12 protein-coding genes are annotated in these 18,024 nt (G+C 37.7%); 5 read left to right on the forward strand and 7 right to left on the reverse strand.

What is annotated here, in order from left to right; genetic code table 11:
- Nucleotides 1-124 precede the first annotated feature (124 nt).
- Both AC2G3J_RS05825 and AC2G3J_RS05830 read right to left on the reverse strand, forming a co-directional pair.
- Nucleotides 125-1,411, reverse strand: a complete 1,287-nt coding sequence (locus tag AC2G3J_RS05825) for an NAD(P)/FAD-dependent oxidoreductase (protein ID WP_336951721.1) — start codon at nt 1,409-1,411, stop codon at nt 125-127.
- Between the two features lie 127 nt (nt 1,412-1,538).
- Complete coding sequence (locus AC2G3J_RS05830; RefSeq protein WP_419820188.1) at nt 1,539-2,807, reverse strand: D-alanyl-D-alanine carboxypeptidase PBP6B; 1,269 nt, start codon at nt 2,805-2,807, stop codon at nt 1,539-1,541.
- A 178-nt stretch (nt 2,808-2,985) separates the two neighbouring features.
- Between AC2G3J_RS05830 and AC2G3J_RS05835 the strand changes: the two genes are divergently transcribed.
- Nucleotides 2,986-4,689 (forward strand): M61 family metallopeptidase, encoded by a 1,704-nt coding sequence (locus AC2G3J_RS05835; RefSeq protein ID WP_419327182.1) that lies wholly within the window; start codon nt 2,986-2,988, stop codon nt 4,687-4,689.
- A 79-nt stretch (nt 4,690-4,768) separates the two neighbouring features.
- Here AC2G3J_RS05835 and uraH read toward each other — a convergent pair whose 3' ends face one another.
- Nucleotides 4,769-5,170 (reverse strand): hydroxyisourate hydrolase, encoded by a 402-nt coding sequence (uraH, locus tag AC2G3J_RS05840; protein WP_419327183.1) that lies wholly within the window; start codon nt 5,168-5,170, stop codon nt 4,769-4,771.
- A 787-nt stretch (nt 5,171-5,957) separates the two neighbouring features.
- On the opposite strand from uraH, the gene AC2G3J_RS05845 reads away from it, so the two are divergent.
- Complete coding sequence (locus AC2G3J_RS05845; protein ID WP_483770789.1) at nt 5,958-6,377, forward strand: hypothetical protein; 420 nt, start codon at nt 5,958-5,960, stop codon at nt 6,375-6,377.
- 73 nt (nt 6,378-6,450) lie between these two features.
- Here the strand turns inward: AC2G3J_RS05845 and lipA are convergent, their stop codons facing one another.
- Nucleotides 6,451-7,464 (reverse strand): lipoyl synthase, encoded by a 1,014-nt coding sequence (gene lipA, locus AC2G3J_RS05850; protein WP_004717052.1) that lies wholly within the window; start codon nt 7,462-7,464, stop codon nt 6,451-6,453.
- 202 nt (nt 7,465-7,666) lie between these two features.
- Between lipA and sthA the strand changes: the two genes are divergently transcribed.
- The 3 genes from sthA (at nt 7,667) to epmA (ending at nt 11,261) form a co-directional block, all read left to right on the forward strand.
- On the forward strand, nt 7,667-9,082 hold the full coding sequence (gene sthA, locus AC2G3J_RS05855; RefSeq protein WP_004717049.1) for a Si-specific NAD(P)(+) transhydrogenase: 1,416 nt from the start codon (nt 7,667-7,669) through the stop codon (nt 9,080-9,082).
- 140 nt (nt 9,083-9,222) lie between these two features.
- Complete coding sequence (locus AC2G3J_RS05860) at nt 9,223-10,290, forward strand: 4-phosphoerythronate dehydrogenase (protein ID WP_483770790.1); 1,068 nt, start codon at nt 9,223-9,225, stop codon at nt 10,288-10,290.
- Nucleotides 10,287-11,261: an EF-P lysine aminoacylase EpmA gene (gene epmA, locus AC2G3J_RS05865; protein WP_419327184.1), complete on the forward strand. Its 975-nt coding sequence runs from the start codon at nt 10,287-10,289 to the stop codon at nt 11,259-11,261. The genes AC2G3J_RS05860 and epmA overlap by 4 nt, the downstream gene beginning before the upstream one ends.
- A gap of 123 nt (nt 11,262-11,384) precedes the next feature.
- Here the strand turns inward: epmA and AC2G3J_RS05870 are convergent, their stop codons facing one another.
- The 3 genes from AC2G3J_RS05870 to AC2G3J_RS05880 all read right to left on the reverse strand — a co-directional run bounded on the left by AC2G3J_RS05870 (nt 11,385) and on the right by AC2G3J_RS05880 (nt 18,010).
- Complete coding sequence (locus AC2G3J_RS05870) at nt 11,385-12,626, reverse strand: multifunctional CCA addition/repair protein (protein ID WP_419327185.1); 1,242 nt, start codon at nt 12,624-12,626, stop codon at nt 11,385-11,387.
- 114 nt (nt 12,627-12,740) lie between these two features.
- Nucleotides 12,741-15,011, reverse strand: a complete 2,271-nt coding sequence (locus AC2G3J_RS05875; RefSeq protein ID WP_336951706.1) for an NADP-dependent malic enzyme — start codon at nt 15,009-15,011, stop codon at nt 12,741-12,743.
- 137 nt (nt 15,012-15,148) lie between these two features.
- Nucleotides 15,149-18,010 carry a sensor domain-containing protein gene (locus tag AC2G3J_RS05880; RefSeq protein ID WP_336951704.1) on the reverse strand — a complete coding sequence of 954 codons (2,862 nt, stop codon included), beginning with the start codon at nt 18,008-18,010 and terminating at the stop codon, nt 15,149-15,151.
- Between the last annotated feature and the right edge of the window lie 14 nt (nt 18,011-18,024).

Here is an 18,024-nt window from a genome sequence, read left to right on the forward strand (position 1 = left end):
ATCGATAATTTTAAGGCTACATCATAAAGTGAAAAGCAATTTTTGTAGACTAAAATTACTAAAAAATTGCATTTTCATCTGTATTTTGACCATTTTTTCATAAATATGGGCAAAAATTTAAATTTCAATGCAATTTTATTTTTGGCGCGATTTTTCGTGTAACAAAATCTTTAGCCGTTAACAAGCCTGCATGAGCATAGCCATATATCGTCGCTTGATGAATACGATATAAAGACACATACATCGATTTTGCCACGAAGCCCTGAACATTGACCTGACCAAGTAGCTCACCGACCGCTTTATTTTCACTAAGTGATACCAGTGAGCCTTTGTCTGCGAACTGGAACATTGGCTGTGGTCGCCCTTTGATACGTGCATTCATTGCATCTACAAGAAACGAAGCTTGTTGACTTGCGACTTGTGCACGTGGACCAAGTGGTGCTTCTCTTGCATCTAAGATACAGTGGGCGCAATCACCAAAGGCAAAAATGTTTGGATCAGCCTGAGTCTGTAAGGTTGCGTATACGTTTAAACGCCCCATACGATCTTTTTCAAAGCCTGCTAAATTGGCAATTACTTTAGGGGTTTTTATCCCTGCTGCCCAAACTTTTAATTGTGCTTCTACAGATGTGCCATCACTAAAATAGACTTTTTCAGCATCTACTTTTTCAACACGTTTGCCCGTTAATACATCTATTTTCATTCGTTGTAATTGCTGTGTGGCATGCTCTGCCATTTTTTCAGAAAGTGCAGGTAAGATACGATCAGCGCCTTCAACCAAAGTAATTTTGACATTGTTTGGGTTAATTTTATTTAAACCATATTTATAAAAGTTCTGTTTGGCTTGAACCAACTCAGCTGAAAGTTCAACACCTGTTGCGCCTGCACCAATCACGGCAATGTGTAATTCACGATCAATATTTTTATTTTGAGCATCTAAATACAAGTGCAGTAAGTCCTGCTGGAAGACTTCCGCTTGTTGGCGACTGTCGAGATAATGGCAAAATTCTTTAACCCCGGGCGTATTAAAGTCATTGGAGACTGAGCCGACGGCCAGAATTAAGGTATCATAATGCAGTGTGATTTTCTCTTGATTAGATTCATATTTACTGGTTTGGGTTTTGCTGAGCTCGATGGTTTTGTTATCACGATCTAAATGTTCAAAACGCCCCAAGACAAATTCATAGTGATGTTTGGCTGCATGCGCATAATAATTGGTTTCTTCATCACTTGGGTTCATGGTGCCAGCCGCAATTTCATGCAGCAATGGTTTCCAGATATGGGTGAGTTTTTGGTCAACAAGGGTGATTTTGGCTTTTTTACTCTTTCCAAGCGTATCACCGAGTTGAGTCACCAGTTCTAAACCACCAGCGCCACCACCAACAATCACGATATGATGTAGATTTGACATAGAAAACCTAAATTGTTGTTATGAAAATAGAATGGCATAAATATGCCATTCTATTTAATTGTTTAGGTTTTTTTTGTATTACAGGTTACATAAATATAATAAATCTAAGTAAATTGGTTGGTTTTAATTAAATTCCAAAAATTGACTTGATCCATTCCATTAAGCGTTCAAACCAAGAGGCTTGTTCGATATGCACTTCATCTTCAATATCAAAACTTTGAATCAGTTGATTGTTTTGATAAACATTCACTTTTGCCAAATGCATGATCTTTTCTAAAGGTGCGGTAAGTGATGTCTCATTGAGTTCAACATTCAAATGGGTTTGAGTTGTTGTAAGCGGTTCAACTGTTGCCAATAGACCATTTGCTTCAGTTTTCATAATACGGCTATTTACAACATCAAAAGTCGCTAAATCAATTGGTGTCGCATCGTTATATAACGATGTGGTTATAAGTTGAGGTTTTTTTGCTTCAACCTTAAACATTTTCAAGGTGGATTTAACTACAGGAAGCTCAGCAATCAGCTGTTTGTCTTTAATTGCGACTTCATCACGGGTATAGGCATAGCCCAAGTTTAACAGTTTATGTGCAATTTCCGCGCGTTTAATTGCACTTTTTGCACCCATCACCACCACAATTAAACGACGATCAGGAGACTCTGTAATGGCAGAAGGACGATGCGCTGTCAGTGCTAAGTTATAGCCGGCTGCTTTGGTAAAACCTGTTTTTAGACCATCTACACTTGGATCAGACTTTAAAACAAGGTTGGTAGCATGATGAAAATGTTGATTATAACTAAAACTTGGCATCACTGAATAATGCATATATTCAGGGGTTTGTGATGTTACTGCTTGACCTAAGATCGCCATATCATGAGCTGACGAAAAATGATCAGGCATGGTAATACCGGGAGGGTTGGCAAAATGAGTATCCTTCATTCCCAATGCTTGTGCTTCTTGATTCATACGAGCAACAAATGCAGGTACGCTACCTGAGATACGTTCTGCCAGTGTTACTGCTGCATCATTGGCAGACATCACAATCAATCCAGCAAGAAGTTGGTCGATTGAGATTTGCTCACCTTGCTTTAGGTACATTTGGGATTCATCCCATTGCACGATCTGAACCACAGGGGTTGCAGTAATAATCTCTTCTTTTTTGATATGACCCGCTTTGAGTTCTTTCAACGCAATATAAGCGACCATCATTTTGGTCATGGATGCTGGCGCACGCTGTACATGACTATTATATTCAGCAATGGTTTGACCTGATTGCGTATCTAATATTGTCCAAGCTTCAGCTTCAACAGATTGCGGATTAATATTAAGTAAAGCGGCATTAACAAACGTGGAGCAAACCAAGCCCGTTATTGCGATAAAAGAAGCAAGAATTTTCAACAGATTTACCTTTAAGCCAATCCTATGGCGAGAGTGCATAAACTTTGCGAATGCTATGCCTTTTTTGCACTCTTCGCTAGTCAGAATCGTAGACAATTGCGACTAAAATCGCCTGACTTTGTAAAAAAATGCTAATCTAATTGGTAATTTCTCACTGTCTATTTTCGAATATATATTTATGTTGCATTATCAGATTGAATTTGACGATTACCGTCAGCACCTCATCCATGTCACATTGCGCTTTCTGGCGAACCCTACCCAAGTTTTGTCACTTCCTACATGGATTCCTGGTAGCTATTTGATCCGTGAATTTTCTAAACATATCGAATCTGTGAAAGCTTATGATGAAGCAGGTCGTCAGCTGCAAATTAATAAGTTTGAAAAAAATAAATGGCGTTTATATAACACAGACCATGAACTGATTACTGTTGAATATGATGTTTACGCCTATGATCTTTCGGTACGTGGCGCGTATGTCGATCAAACCCGTTTATATGTCAATCCTGCTTGTGTCTGTCTAGGGTTACAAGACCAAGAAGATTCAGCAATCGAAGTTGAAGTATTTTTACCTGAAGAATTAAAGCATTTTCAAATTGCCACAGGTTTAGAGTCAAGAAGTTTGGTGAAAGGGCGCTACACCTTAAAAGCCAACAATTATGCACAATTGATTGATGCGCCATTTGAATTGGCAGAACAAACTCGTTTTAGTTTTGAAGCGAATGGGATTCCACATGAATTTGTGATTTCTGGTCAGCATACAATCAATGCAGAGCGTATGAAGCAAGATCTTGAAAAAATCTGTAGTACAGAAATTTCAATGTTTGGTTCAGCACCTTTTGAAAACTATACTTTTATGACCATGGCAACCGGCAATAGTTATGGTGGTTTAGAGCATCCGAATAGTACCAGTCTGATTTCGCCACGTGATGATCTTCCTAAAGCAAATGAACCTGTAGAGCCCTCAGCGGATTATCAACGCTTCCTTGGGTTGTGTAGCCATGAATATTTTCACTCGTGGTTGGTTAAATTTATCCGTCCTGAAAATTTTGCAAATTATGACTTGGATCAGGAAGGCTATACCTCACTGCTATGGATTTTTGAAGGTTTCACCTCTTATTATGATGATTTGATTCTGTATCGCAGTGGTGTGATTTCTCAAGCATCTTATTTAAAGTTGCTAAAAGGGCAAATTGATCGTTATCTACAGAATCCAGGACGTTTTATTCAATCTGTTTCAGAGTCTAGTTTTGATGCTTGGATTAAATTTTATCGTCAGGATGAAAACTCAAATAATGCTGGAACCAGTTATTACAATAAGGGGTGTTTGGTGGCACTCAGTTTAGATTTAGGTCTACGTTTACGTGGTTCTAGTCTGGATGCATTAATGCGCCGTTTGTATGAAAATACCCAAAAGGGTATGCAAGTCAATGAGCGTACGATTGTTGAATTGTGTAATGAACTGACGGGTGATAATTGGATCGAACAGATTAATCATTTGATTAATACCACAGATGAATTACCACTGGATCAATTGTTCCCTGAATTTGGTTTGAGCTATGGCTTGCAAAATGAAAAAGCACTTCCATTTGGTTTGAAAGTTGCTGAAAAAGCTGAGGGTGTCATCATTCAGCAAGCGCGTCGTGATGGTGTTGGCGCAAAAGCGGGTTTATCTGCCAATGATGTGATCATTGCGATTGATGGTTTAAAAGCGTCTGAAAAACTTTTAAGCCAATATGCAAAACATCAAGGTCAATTTACACTTTATGCATTCCGCCGTGATGAGTTTTTACAATTTGAGTTGCAAGGTGGTGAAGTTGCTTTGACTACGGTTGAGTTGACTGTATTAGATCAAGCTAAGGCTGATAAATGGTTAAAGGCTTAATTAAGTTGTGTACCAAGAAAAACCGATGTTAAAAAAACATCGGTTTTTTTACGCCTAAAATTTAACTTGATATGATCAATCAATTACCACGATATGTTGAATATCCATAGGGGCTAATCAGCAGTGGAATATGATAATGTTCAAGGCTTCCATCAATCACAAATACCACAGGAACTTCTGGAAAAAAAGCACGTTGGTTGTTCTGTTTAAACCACTCGCCTGTTTGAAAAGTAACCTTATATACACCCTTATCTAATGCTTTATTTTCAGGATACAATGATAAAATTCGCCCATTACTGTCTGTGCTTCCTTCATTAATTTTTACCCATTTATCTTTTTGTTGCGCTTCAAGAATGACTTTAACATTGCTTGAAGGTAAGCCATTTTCAAGATTTAATACATGTACGCTTAATGGGTTTTGGGCAAAACAAATCCCAGAAAATAGGGTTGCCGAAACAGCTAAAATTAATTTTTTCATCATGTTTTTTACTAAGACTAAAATCTCTATGTTAAGGTCAAGTTGAAGCATTGCCGTTAAAAAAATGTAAAATTATATTAATCATCAATATCCCAAATATATTTTGTGTAGGGTTCGGTTTTGGCGACATCTGTTGTGCGAGCAGACAGTACAGGAAAAATGTAGTTTCTATATACACCTTACGGCTTGTTTCCAAAAACACTTGCTTCCTGAGATCCCTTTTCCCTCATAAGTTACAAGGCTTATATGATCAATGGTATCAAAAGCATGGATGTTATTAGAGAGAGTAGCCACAACTCTTATTTAGTTACTTAGCCAATAGATAGGAAAAGCAAGAGCTCAGGAATTGATTGCTCAGTTCAAAACAGAGGTTCAGAATGAGTTAGAACATCTGTATTTTCTGTAAAATTATAAATCGACCGACAATTGGTTTCGTACTAAATTACTCTCTGAGGATCTGGCTGGAAAGGGCTTAATGTTGAATTCAGCAGGCTATGTTAAGTAACTTAAGCAGTAAGTAAAATAACGACACCTCCCAAATTTTAAGTGGCTTTTTGATTTTGAAATCAGTCAAATTCGCTAAGTCGATAAATCAGCAATGATTTATTTCAACCGAAATCTGCAACAACAGTAAAATGAGGCAAATAAGCTAAAGTATCATCCATTTTTATATTTATGATTCCCAGTTAAAAGAAATCAACATATTTGTCATTAAACTTTCTGACTGTATATTTTAAAATCATCCAACAATAAGTTTATTCTAAATTCATAATACAAAAGGATAATGTCAATGAAAAAGCGTTTCTTAAGGCTCATCATAATCGCATGTGGTTTAGGCGTAGCTCCACTTGGATTTGCTGCAAATTGTTCAAGTACAATCAGCAATAATGCTGTGGCAAACTTAACTGTTCCAGCAGGTGCAACATGTACGTTAAATAGTACATCCGTTGAAGGGAACGTGAATGTACTCAATGGTGGAAGTTTGATTTTAAACAACTCTTCAGTGAGTGGAAATGTGCAAGCCAATACAGCCAAAGTATTAAAGTTGGTTAATTCTTCTGTTGAGGGGGATGTGCTTGCAGGTCAGGTTTCATCAACATTGAGCTTAAATAAATCAATGATTACAGGAAATTTACAATGTTCCAAACTGACGAAACTACAAAGCAGTATGAGTAGTGTTGAAGGTAAAACTACAGGGAAGTGTCGTTAAAAATCAAAAATATCTGTAAAAAAGCACTCAATATAGAGTGCTTTTTGGACGCTTAAATTTTTTGAACAATGACTTAAGCTTCGATGGCTTGTACCGCAATTTTTTTCGCTGGATCAACTTTACGGCGTACCACTGGAACAGGTTCACCATAATATTGACGATCTGCAAAATAGCTAGAACGAACCATTGGTGCAGCCCAGATATTTCTGAAACCAAGCTTGTGACCATGTGCAGTATAACGTTCAAATTCTTCTGGTGTGACAAAACGGTCGATTGGTGCATGTTCTTTAGAAGGCTGCAAGTATTGACCGATTGTCACATAATCAACACCGTGTGCATGTAGATCATCTAACAGGGCAATCACTTCTTCTTCGGTTTCACCAATACCTACCATCAAACCACATTTTGTTGGCACGTCAGGGCAGTACTCTTTAAACATTTTTAACAAGTTTAAAGAATGTTGATAGTCTGAGCCTGGACGCATCGCTTTGTAGAGACGAGGTACTGTTTCAATGTTATGGTTAAATACATCTGGTGGACATTCAGTCATGATACGCAGTGCAATATCCATACGACCACGGAAATCTGGAACCAATATTTCTAATAGTGTTTTTGGACTGAGTTGACGTGCTTCTTGAATACAATCAACGAAATGTTGCGCACCACCATCTAAAAGATCATCACGGTCTACAGAGGTAATCACTGCATACTTTAAACCGAGATTGGCGATGGTTTCTGCCATATGACGAGGTTCATCTGGATCAAGTGCATTTGGACGACCATGTGCAACATCGCAGAACGGGCAGCGACGGGTACAAATATCACCCATGATCATAAAAGTTGCAGTACCACCACCAAAACATTCTGGAAGGTTAGGACAAGCCGCCTCTTCACACACAGTATGTAGTTTTTGTGCACGTAAAGTGGTTTTGATTCGTTGAACTTCATCAGGCGCAGCCATTTTGACACGAATCCAATCCGGCTTTCGTGGTGCTTCAACCGTCGGAATAACTTTTACAGGTATACGAGCAACTTTTTCCGCGCCACGTAATTTGACACCCTGTTCTGGTTTACGGTTCTCTGACATATTCAACTTTTCCACTGTTTTCTACGGGGGAGATTATGCTCATTATAGCGGAAATGCAAAAAGATAGGGCAAAAACACTATTCATATACTAAATGTCGTTATCACAGAATATATGCATGCGAAATACAGAAAATTGTTTTGGTTTAGGTCATAATATCGCATAAGACAAGATATAGACTGAATTTACTATAAGGAGCTTTGAATGCCACGTAAGAAAGAAGTCGTTAGTGGGAAATTTGTGAAATACGATGCGGTCGTACTTGGCTCTGGTCCTGCTGGTGAAGGCGCGGCAATGAAGCTTGCTAAATCGGGTAAGCGTGTTGCAATTGTAGATATTCGTGAGCAACTTGGTGGGAACTGTACCCATGTCGGCACCATCCCAAGTAAGGCTTTACGTCAGACAGTTTCAAGTATTATCCGTTACCAACGTGATCCAATGTTTAAAAAAGTAGGGGATTGGAAACAATTCACTATGAAGCAAGTTTTACGTAATGCGCATAAAGTGATTCAACAGCAAGTTGATACACATTCACGTTTTTATGACCGTAACCACATCGATGTATTTCACGGTCGCGCATATATCCAAGATAAAAACACGGTGATTATTTTTAGCGAAGATGGTGTTAAAGAAACTTTAGTTTTCAAACAGCTTGTGGTTGCCACAGGTAGCCGTCCTTATCACCCACAAGGTTTAGACTTTAATCATCCGCGTGTATTTGATTCAGATAAAATTTTAGATTTAGATTATCCAATTCATAAAATTATTATTTATGGTGCGGGTGTAATTGGTTGTGAATATGCATCTATCTTTATTGGTTTAGACCATAAAGTTGACTTGATCAATACACAGCATCAGTTGCTCAGTTATCTTGATGATGAAATTGCTGATGCATTGTCTTATCACTTACGTGAACAAGGCGTGTTGATGCGTCACAATGAGCAAATTGATCATTTAGAAACATTTGATGATCATGTAGTATTGTATTTGCAAAGCGGTAAAAAAATTAAAGCTGATGCCATTCTTTGGTGTAATGGTCGCTCAGGAAATACAGATGGTTTAGGTCTTGAAAATGTAGGTATTACACCAAATAGCCGTGGTCAACTTGCGGTAAATGACCAATATCAAACCGAAGTTGAAAATATCTATGCGGCAGGCGATGTTGTAGGTTGGCCATCACTTGCTTCTGCAGCATATGACCAAGGTCGTTGCGCTGGTTCAAATATGAGTGGCGAAGAAAATGTTAAACCAGTGAAAGATATTCCAACGGGGATTTACACTATTCCTGAAATTTCATTCTTTGGTAAAACTGAAAGCCAGTTAACTGCTGAAAAAATTCCATATGAAGTTGGACAAGCATCATTCCGTCATTTGGCACGTGCGCAAATTACCGGGGATACAGTCGGCGAGCTTAAACTGTTATTCCATCGTGACACCTTAGAATTATTGGGTGTGCATTGTTTCGGCAATAATGCGGCCGAAATTATCCATATTGGACAAGCGGTGATGCAAAGTGGAAACAATACCATTAAGTATTTTGTTGAAACGACATTTAACTATCCAACAATGGCAGAAGCCTATCGTGTTGCAACATTGAATGGTATGAATCGTTTGTTCTAAACAAATATTCAGAATTAAAAACCCGTAAGTCATCTTGCGGGTTTTTTTATGCCATATTTAAAAGATTTGATGTGTGAACTGCATAGTCTTAAATGGTTCAAAGGTTTATCATAGCGGCAGTTAAACTTGTGGATGACGCTATGAAAATTGTTGCAGATGAAAATCTAGCATTTACTGAATATTTCTTTTCAGAATTCGGAACCATTCATCAAGCAGCAGGACGCAATTTGACTCATCATGATGTGAATGATGCAGATGCGTTATTGGTACGCTCTATAACAAAAGTCAATGAACAGTTGATCCAAGATACAGCACTAAAATTTGTCGGTAGTGCAACCATAGGTACAGATCATCTAGATATTCCAGCATTAGAAAAGCATCAAATTGCATGGTCAAATGCAGCAGGTTGCAATGCACAAGCCGTTGCAGAATATGTGATTACAGCTTTATTGCATCTCAATCAGGATTTTCTAGATTTAGGGAAAAAGTTTACTTTAGGCATTATTGGTCTAGGCAATGTGGGAACACGATTAGCATATATGGCTCAGTTGTTGGGCTGGAATGTAATTGGCTATGATCCCTTGGTACAACGAGAAAATGTTCAGCAAGTTGAATTTGACGCTTTATTAAAGAAAGCCGATGCGATCAGCATACATGTGCCTTTAACCCAAACAGGGCCGTTTGCAACACATCATTTAATCAATGCTAATGCATTGGCGCTAATGCAGCCAGAAACCATTTTAATTAATTCAGCGCGTGGTGCTGTTGTTGAAGAAGCAGCATTAATGGCAGATATCTTAAAAACACGTCGTAAAGTGGTGTTGGATGTTTTTGAACATGAGCCTGAGATTTCACAACGTCTACTGGATTTAATTACAATCGTGACGCCACATATTGCGGGTTACAGTCTGGAAGGTAAAGCACGTGGTACTCAGATGATTTATGACGCATTTTGTAAAACATTTGCCTATACCGCACATAAGAAATTTGAATCACAATTACCAGCATGCGAACAATATTTTTATGGCAATAACATTAAACAAACGTTAAAAAAATACTTAGCTGAAATTTACAATATTCACCGAGATGATGAAAATTTAAGAGATTGCTTAAAGGACGGCAAGGTGGATCAAAAAGCCTTTGATTACCTTCGTAAAACTTATCCTTTGCGCCGTGAATGGGCTGCTCATGGAGGGCCAAAAGCATGAGCATAGATTTTAAACCAACATGTGATATTCAGGCGCTTAAAGCACGAGCAAAACTCTATAGACAAATTCGCCAATTTTTTATTGAGCGTGATGTTTTAGAGGTTGAAACTCCGATCTTGTCTCAAGCGGGTGTAACTGATGTCCATCTGGCTTCTGTACAGGCTCAGCGTCATGTACATGGCAAAAAACAAACGCATTATTTACAAACTTCACCAGAGTTTGCCATGAAGCGTTTATTGGCGAGTAGCAGTGGTGCGATTTATCAAATTTGTAAAGTTTTTCGAGATGATGAACATGGGCGTAAGCACAATAGTGAATTTACCATGTTGGAATGGTATCGTCCGCAATTCAGCTTGAAAGATTTGATGCTAGAAGTCACTGATTTATTAAATGTGGTTTTGGCTGAACGTTTTGGTGAAGTTCGACCAACCGTACTCAGTTATAAACATGCATTTATCGATCGTTTGGACTTGAATCCACTGCAAGCAACATTGCAACAATTAAAAGATGCAGCACAGCGTGTGGGGCTCAATCTTGATTTGGGTGATGATCGTTTAGCCTATATTGATTTGTTATTTTCTCATATGGTTGAGCCAAGTTTAGGTTTTGATACGCCGGTATTTTTAACTGATTTCCCCCCAGAATTGGCCTCGTTGGCAAAGACCAAACTGGATGAGGACGGTGAGTTAGTTGCTGCACGTTTTGAGCTCTATATTGAAGGGTTAGAACTTGCCAATGCCTATGATGAGTTAATTGATGCTGAGGTTTTGCGTAGTCGTTTTCAAGCAGATAATGCAGAGCGTGAAAAGCTGGGCTTATATGTGATGCCAATCGATGAGTATTTGCTCGCTGCTTTACCGAATATGTCGGAATGTGCGGGTATTGCTTTGGGAGTTGATCGTTTGTTAATGGTGGTGATGAACCAAATCAAGTTGGAAAGGGTGATTACATTTCCTGCGGATGTGTCTTGATATAAAGTTGTTTTGGACTATAGGCTGCTGGTATTTATGAATGCTATGGTTAACGAATGCTTGGATATTATTTAATAGAAAAAACTATGTATAAAACGCCTCTCATTGCTGAGAGGCATTTTTTTAAACCGTATGATGATGATGACCTAACTCATGCTTTAAATGAGCAATCGCTTCAATACGTTTTTGAATTAACATTTCACCAATATCAGGACCTTGAATATCCGAGGGCAAATCCGATGCTTTAATCGTCCGTACGGTTTTCATTGCATCTAATAGGTAATGTGCTTGGGGGTATTCGCGATTTTCTAAGCCTAAACGGCCTTTAGCATCACATTCACAAGCTTGTGCAAAAGCTTCAACGCGTTCAGGGCGACGCAACACATCTAAACGCTGTAACAAACGCCATAAAGTGCCTGCTTTTAAGCTAAAAGCCTGATGGCATTTTAAGTGTTCTTTACATACTGCTAGAGCAAGCTGTTTCGTTTGAGTAGGCACTCGTAAACGATCACATACATCTGTGACAGGCTGAATCCCGCGTTCTTCATGCATGATATGACGAGGTAATTCATCTTTTGGGGTTAAAGCTTTACCTAAATCATGTACTAGTACAGCAAAACGCACATCTAAAGAGTAATTGGCTTTACATGCTTGCTGTAAAGACATCAGTGTATGAATACCACAATCAATCTCAGGATGATATTCAGGTCGTTGTGGAACGCCAAACAGGGCATCTATTTCAGGAAAGAGCACTTTTAATGCACCACATTCACGTAAGACTTCAAAGTAAACATCTGCATGCTGTTCCATTAAAGCACGAGAGGTTTCTTTCCATACGCGTTCAGGTGTCAGTGCTTCTAATTCGCCAGATTCAACCAGTTTGCGCATCAATGTAAGGGTTTCATCGGCAATACGAAAACCATATTGTGCATAACGAGCAGCAAAACGAGCCACACGTAGTACACGTAAAGGATCTTCTGCAAAAGCGTCTGAAACGTGGCGTAAGATTTTATGTGCTAAATCATCTTGACCATGATAAGGGTCATACACTTGACCTGCCTCATCCATCGCCATAGCATTTATGGTTAAGTCACGACGAATTAAATCCTCTTCCAATGTGACATCTGGATCGGTATAAAACTCAAATCCATGATAACCATGTCCCGATTTACGTTCAGTACGGGCGAGGGCGTATTCTTCTTTTGTTTTAGGATGTAAAAACACAGGGAAATCTTTCCCAACGGGTTGATAACCTTGGGCAAGAAGTTGTTCTGGCGTAGCGCCAACAACAACATAATCCTTTTCGTGATAGGGGTGACCGAGTAAATGATCTCTAACGGCACCGCCTACTAAATAAACTTGCATGAAAAAACCTCTATTCTTACTGCCATCATGCAACAGAATAGAGGTTTTCTCAAGTACAGAACTTGAGTGATTGACTAAAGTTCTGAGCTATTGATGTTAAATTGACAATAAGGCTTAGCCTTCAGCTTGTTGAATCTCAGCAACGGTTAAAGCTGTCATATTAACCAAACGACGTGTTGTCGCCGTAGGTGTTAAAATATGAACAGGTTTAGCAGCACCAAGCAAGATAGGACCAATGGTCACATTGTTGCCTGAAGTTGATTTTAATAAGTTGAATGAAATATTTGCCGCATCAAGATTTGGCATAATCAACAAATTCGCTGAACCTTTGAAGCGTGAATTTGGAAATGCAAAATGACGAATATTTTCATCAAGTGCAGCATCTGCGTGCATTTCGCCATCTACTTCTAATTCAGGTGCGATTTCAGTCAAGATTTCAAATACTTTACGCATTTTTTGTGCACTTGGATCATTTTGATCTGAACCAAAGCTAGAGTGCGAAAGTAATGCAACTTTTGGCGTCATCCCGAAACGACGAACTTCTTCAGCAGCTAAAATAGTCATTTCAGCAAGCTGTTCAGCAGTAGGATTGGTATTTACATAAGTGTCTGCCATAAAGATATTACGATCTTCAAGCATTAATGCATTAAGCGTAAAGAAGTTGTTACGACCTTCTTTTAAACCAATCACATTTCTAACAAAGTCTAAATGAATATCATAACTTGCATAAGTACCACATAGCATACCATCGGCAAGACCGTGACGAACCAACATAGCTGCGATCAGGGTAGAACGCCGACGTGTTTCACGTTGTGCATACTCAGGCGTTACACCTTTACGTTGCATCAAGTTGTAATAGTCATCTGCAAACTTATCGTAATCAGGATTCTTTTCTTGATCCACGATGGTAATATTTACGCCGTGCTCAAGACGCAAACCTAATTTTTTGATATTTGCTTCAATGACTGCAGTACGACCGACCAAAATAGGTTGTGCTAAACCTTCATCTACTGCGATTTGGATCGCACGTAATACACGAAGATCTTCACCTTCAGCATATGCAATACGTTTAGGCGCTGTTTTCGCTTGTGCAAAAATTGGTTTCATCATCAATGCTGAATTATAAACAAATTCAGATAGACGTTGACGATAAGCAGAGAAATCCGCAATTGGGCGACTTGCAACACCTGAATCCATTGCAGCTTGTGCAACAGCAGGGGCAATTTCAAGAATTAAGCGTTGATCAAGAGGACGCGGAATTAAGTAATCACGACCAAATGATGCAGATTTTTCCCCATATGATGCAGCATCAGCTTCAACATGTGCCATACGAGCAATCGCATGTACACAGGCAATTTTCATTTCTTCATTAATCGTCGTAGCACCAACATCTAAGGCGCCACGGAAGATATAAGGGAAGCAAAGTGCATTGTTTACTTGGTTCGGATAATCTGAACGACCAGTTGCCATAATCACGTCTGGGCGTACTTCATGTGCATGTTCAGGTAAAATCTCTGGATCTGGGTTTGCCAGCGCAAAGATGATTGGATCAACTGCCATCACTTTAACCATTTCTTTGGTTAAAATACCTGCCGCAGAAAGACCAAGGAACATATCTGCACCCGCAATGACATCTGCAAGTTGAGTTCCTTCAATATCTTGTACATAACGTTTTTTAGACTCATCCAAGCCTTCACGTTTAGTGGTCAATAAACCACGTGAGTCAGCAACCACGATATTTTCTTTTTTAGCGCCAATTGCACACAGCAAGTCTAAACAAGAAAGCGCTGCAGCACCTGCACCCGAAGCAACAATCTTGATTTCATCAATTTTTTTGCCATTTAATTGTAAAGCATTGAGAAGAGCTGAGCCTACAATAATTGAGGTACCGTGTTGGTCATCATGAAACACAGGGATCTTCATGCGTTCACGAAGTTTTTGCTCAATATAAAAACATTCTGGTGCTTTAATATCTTCGAGGTTAATACCACCAAAAGTAGGTTCTAAAGCTGCAACGATATCAACAATTTTATCTGGATCATTTTCAGCAATTTCAATATCAAAAACGTCTACACCAGCAAACTTTTTAAATAATACGCCTTTACCTTCCATTACAGGCTTAGATGCTAATGGACCAATATTACCTAGACCTAAAACGGCTGTACCATTACTGACCACTGCAACCAAGTTACCACGAGCAGTATAAAGGGCTGCTTTTGAAGGGTCTTTTTCAATTTCTAAACAAGGCGCTGCTACACCTGGCGAGTAAGCAAGCGCAAGGTCATGTTGATTGACGAGTTGCTTACTTGGTGTAACGCTAATTTTTCCTGGTGTTGGAAATTCGTGATAGTAAAGGGCTTGCTGTTTTAAAGATTGATCATCCATCTGAATCTCGATTATTACATGTTCCAGCGAGGCTGGTGGTTTGACTTAATTTAATCGAATATAACATTTGTTGAGCGATACCGACAGTCAAAAAATAGTTATTTCAAACAAAGTAATAGATATAAAGTCTAAAAAAATTAACAAATCTTTATAAGTTTATGCTGTTCCAAATATTTTGTGCTGTCTGCCGATGACAATGCTTTAGAAAAATAAAAGCCTTGTAAAATGTAACAACCATGTTTTTCTAAAAATAACGCTTGTTCTTTTGTTTCAACACCTTCAGCCACCAAGGTAATACCAATTGCATTGCCCATTGCAATAATCGCATTGACGATGGCTTCATCTTTTTCTTGTCCGATTTTTGAAATAAAAGCTCGATCTATTTTTAAAATATCAAAAGGGTAACTGGTTAGATATGCTAAAGATGAATAACCAGTCCCAAAATCATCCAAAGAAATAGAAATATGGCGATCTTTTAATTGTTGTAAGAGAAAATTGACTTCTTCAGATTTATCAAATAGAGATGATTCAGTGAGTTCCAATTCAAGCATATCCCCCGAAATGTTATATTTTTTGAGGGCGTAATCAATATCTTTAACCAACTGACCACGGTAGATTTGTTGAGCAACAATATTAATCGATACTCTAAAATGATCAAAACCGAGCGATTGCCATTGCTGTATTTGTTGACAAGTTTCATGTAATACAATTAAGCCAATATCTGAAATGAGGCTAGTTTCTTCAGCAAGTGGAATGAAAATGTCTGGCAAGATATAACCCAAACTTGGATGTTGCCAGCGCACTAATGCTTCGAAACCATAAATACGGTGGGTTTTAACACAAATTTTAGGTTGATAATGTACGGTTAGTTCTTTGTGTTTAATCGCTTTTCTCAACTCATTTTCTAAATTAATACCTTGGTTGAGTAGAGGTGTTTTTTTATTAGAATAAAAATATACAGTATTTCCACCTAAACGCTTTGCTTCATGTAATGCTGATTCTGCGTGGCCAATGAGACTATCGAGTTGTAAACCATGCTCTGGATATAATGCAACGCCAATTGAGATCGTAATGGTTTGTTCTTGTTCTTTAACATCAAAAGGTTGTTTAAATGCATCTAAAATATGTTGGGTATGTTGATGAATATTAATGTTATTACTACTTAAATTATAGATCACAGCAAAATCATCATTATTTAAATAGGCAATGAGAGAGGCATTTGGGCAACATAATCTTAACCTGTGAGCGACTTGTTTTAATAACTCATCACCTTCTTTATGACTCATAAATTCATTAAATAATTTAAAACGGTCGATGTTGATGCGTAAAACCGCAAAGTTTTTAAATGAATCAGAATAGTGAATTAAATAATTATGCAGTTGTTGTTTAAAATAAAAGCGATTTGGCAAATCGGTGAGAATGTCATAATGTTCTAAATACGAGAGTCGTTGTTCTTGTTTTTTTCGATCAGTTAAGTCAGTAATAATGCCCACATAATTGGAAAATTTATTTTTTTCATCATAAATTGCGTTGATATGTACCCAAAGTGCGAGTTTTTTCCCAGAGGTAAAATCAATTTGCAATTCAGATTCAAATTCTCCCTTTTGAATTAAACTTTGGGTAATCACATTATACATTTGCTGAGTACGTGGGTTATTATTGATCGTAATATCAAATAGATGATTTCCAACGATATTGTGTTGTTTGTAATCTAAGAGTTTTTCAAAATAAGGGTTTACTTCTAAGTAGCATAAATTATTATCTAAAATGAAAACACCTTCAGCCACTTGGGCTAAAACATTTGCTGCGAGTTTTAACTTTTCTTGGTCAGTCTTTTCTTTTTGAATGTCACGTTGGATACCCACCATTCTGAGCGGTTTGTTATTGATATTCTTAGAAACCACTTTGCCAATGTCTTGAATCCAACACCAGTGATTATCTCGTTTAACTCGGTAGATTGCTTCAAAACGCTCAGTTTTACCTTTGAGATGGTGCTTGAGAGTTGTTTTATAATTAGCAATATCATCAGGATGAACATATTCATCTACACTATTGTGTTTTAGATTGAGTTGTTTAAATTCGGCACCGCTTTTTGAGTCAGAGATCTCAAAAGTTCGTTTTTCAATATTCCAGACCCAAGAGTGAATACCGGCAGTTTCATGTGCAAAAGCTAAATTGGCCTGATGATTCTCTAAACGGTCGTTCATCTGTTTAAAATCAAAAGTCCGTTCTTTAACTTTTTGTTCTAATAAATGATTATGTAGTTGCAATTCACTTTTCATGACCTGTGTTTTTAAGATTTCATTTTTAAGTTGTATTTCAAGGTCTGTATATTTTCCAAGCTGTTCTTGCGATTGCTTAAATAAAAACTTATTTTTGAGTTCTAATATTTCTGCATTAATATAAATTTTATGTGAGGCATAAGTACTAAAGAATAGTAAAGAAAACCAAATAATGAAAATGGTACTATAGATTTCGTTGGTATTTTGAGGGAAAAGCAGGGGGATTGTCAGTATTGGGATTACAGAGGGAACAAATAAGGCAATAAAATAACTAAATTTTTGGTTTAGAAAATTCATTGCCAAAACATATGAAAAACTTAATAAAAAACTGGATAAAAGAAATGAAAAAAATGGGTCAACCCGATTTGGCATCATCATAAATTCTAAATTGATGATATAAACGCCAATCCCAAATAAACTTCCTAAAATTAAACACGAAAACTGAAAAAAAAGATCAATATTTTTAAATTTTTGAATTTTATTTTGCTGTAAGAGATAGGTGGAGAAAAAACATGCTGATAATACAAATAAGACAGTGACAATAAACCAACTGCTTAATAGCTCTGAAGACGTATCAAATAAGTAAATATAAAGTAAAGCATCACAGATGCACGTAAAAAATACCCAAATAAAAAATATCCGGATATCTTTGGTTATCTTTCTGATGTTCGAAGAATTCACATCATATGAAAGAAGCTCTTCCTGAACATCATTCATTAGCGCTTGCACCT

Source organism: Acinetobacter legionensis (assembly GCF_057165765.1).

Excerpts from the sequence above, each read along its gene's own strand:
- AC2G3J_RS05825 (WP_336951721.1), bottom strand. The coding sequence starts at position 1,411 with ATGTCAAATCTACATCATATCGTGATTGTTGGTGGTGGCGCTGGTGGT.
- AC2G3J_RS05835 (WP_419327182.1), top strand. The coding sequence starts at position 2,986 with ATGTTGCATTATCAGATTGAATTTGACGATTACCGTCAGCACCTCATC.
- uraH (WP_419327183.1), bottom strand. The coding sequence starts at position 5,170 with ATGATGAAAAAATTAATTTTAGCTGTTTCGGCAACCCTATTTTCTGGG.
- AC2G3J_RS05845 (WP_483770789.1), top strand. The coding sequence starts at position 5,958 with ATGAAAAAGCGTTTCTTAAGGCTCATCATAATCGCATGTGGTTTAGGC.
- lipA (WP_004717052.1), bottom strand. The coding sequence starts at position 7,464 with ATGTCAGAGAACCGTAAACCAGAACAGGGTGTCAAATTACGTGGCGCG.
- sthA (WP_004717049.1), top strand. The coding sequence starts at position 7,667 with ATGCCACGTAAGAAAGAAGTCGTTAGTGGGAAATTTGTGAAATACGAT.
- AC2G3J_RS05860 (WP_483770790.1), top strand. The coding sequence starts at position 9,223 with ATGAAAATTGTTGCAGATGAAAATCTAGCATTTACTGAATATTTCTTT.
- epmA (WP_419327184.1), top strand. The coding sequence starts at position 10,287 with ATGAGCATAGATTTTAAACCAACATGTGATATTCAGGCGCTTAAAGCA.
- AC2G3J_RS05870 (WP_419327185.1), bottom strand. The coding sequence starts at position 12,626 with ATGCAAGTTTATTTAGTAGGCGGTGCCGTTAGAGATCATTTACTCGGT.
- AC2G3J_RS05875 (WP_336951706.1), bottom strand. The coding sequence starts at position 15,011 with ATGGATGATCAATCTTTAAAACAGCAAGCCCTTTACTATCACGAATTT.
- AC2G3J_RS05880 (WP_336951704.1), bottom strand. The coding sequence starts at position 18,010 with ATGAATGATGTTCAGGAAGAGCTTCTTTCATATGATGTGAATTCTTCG.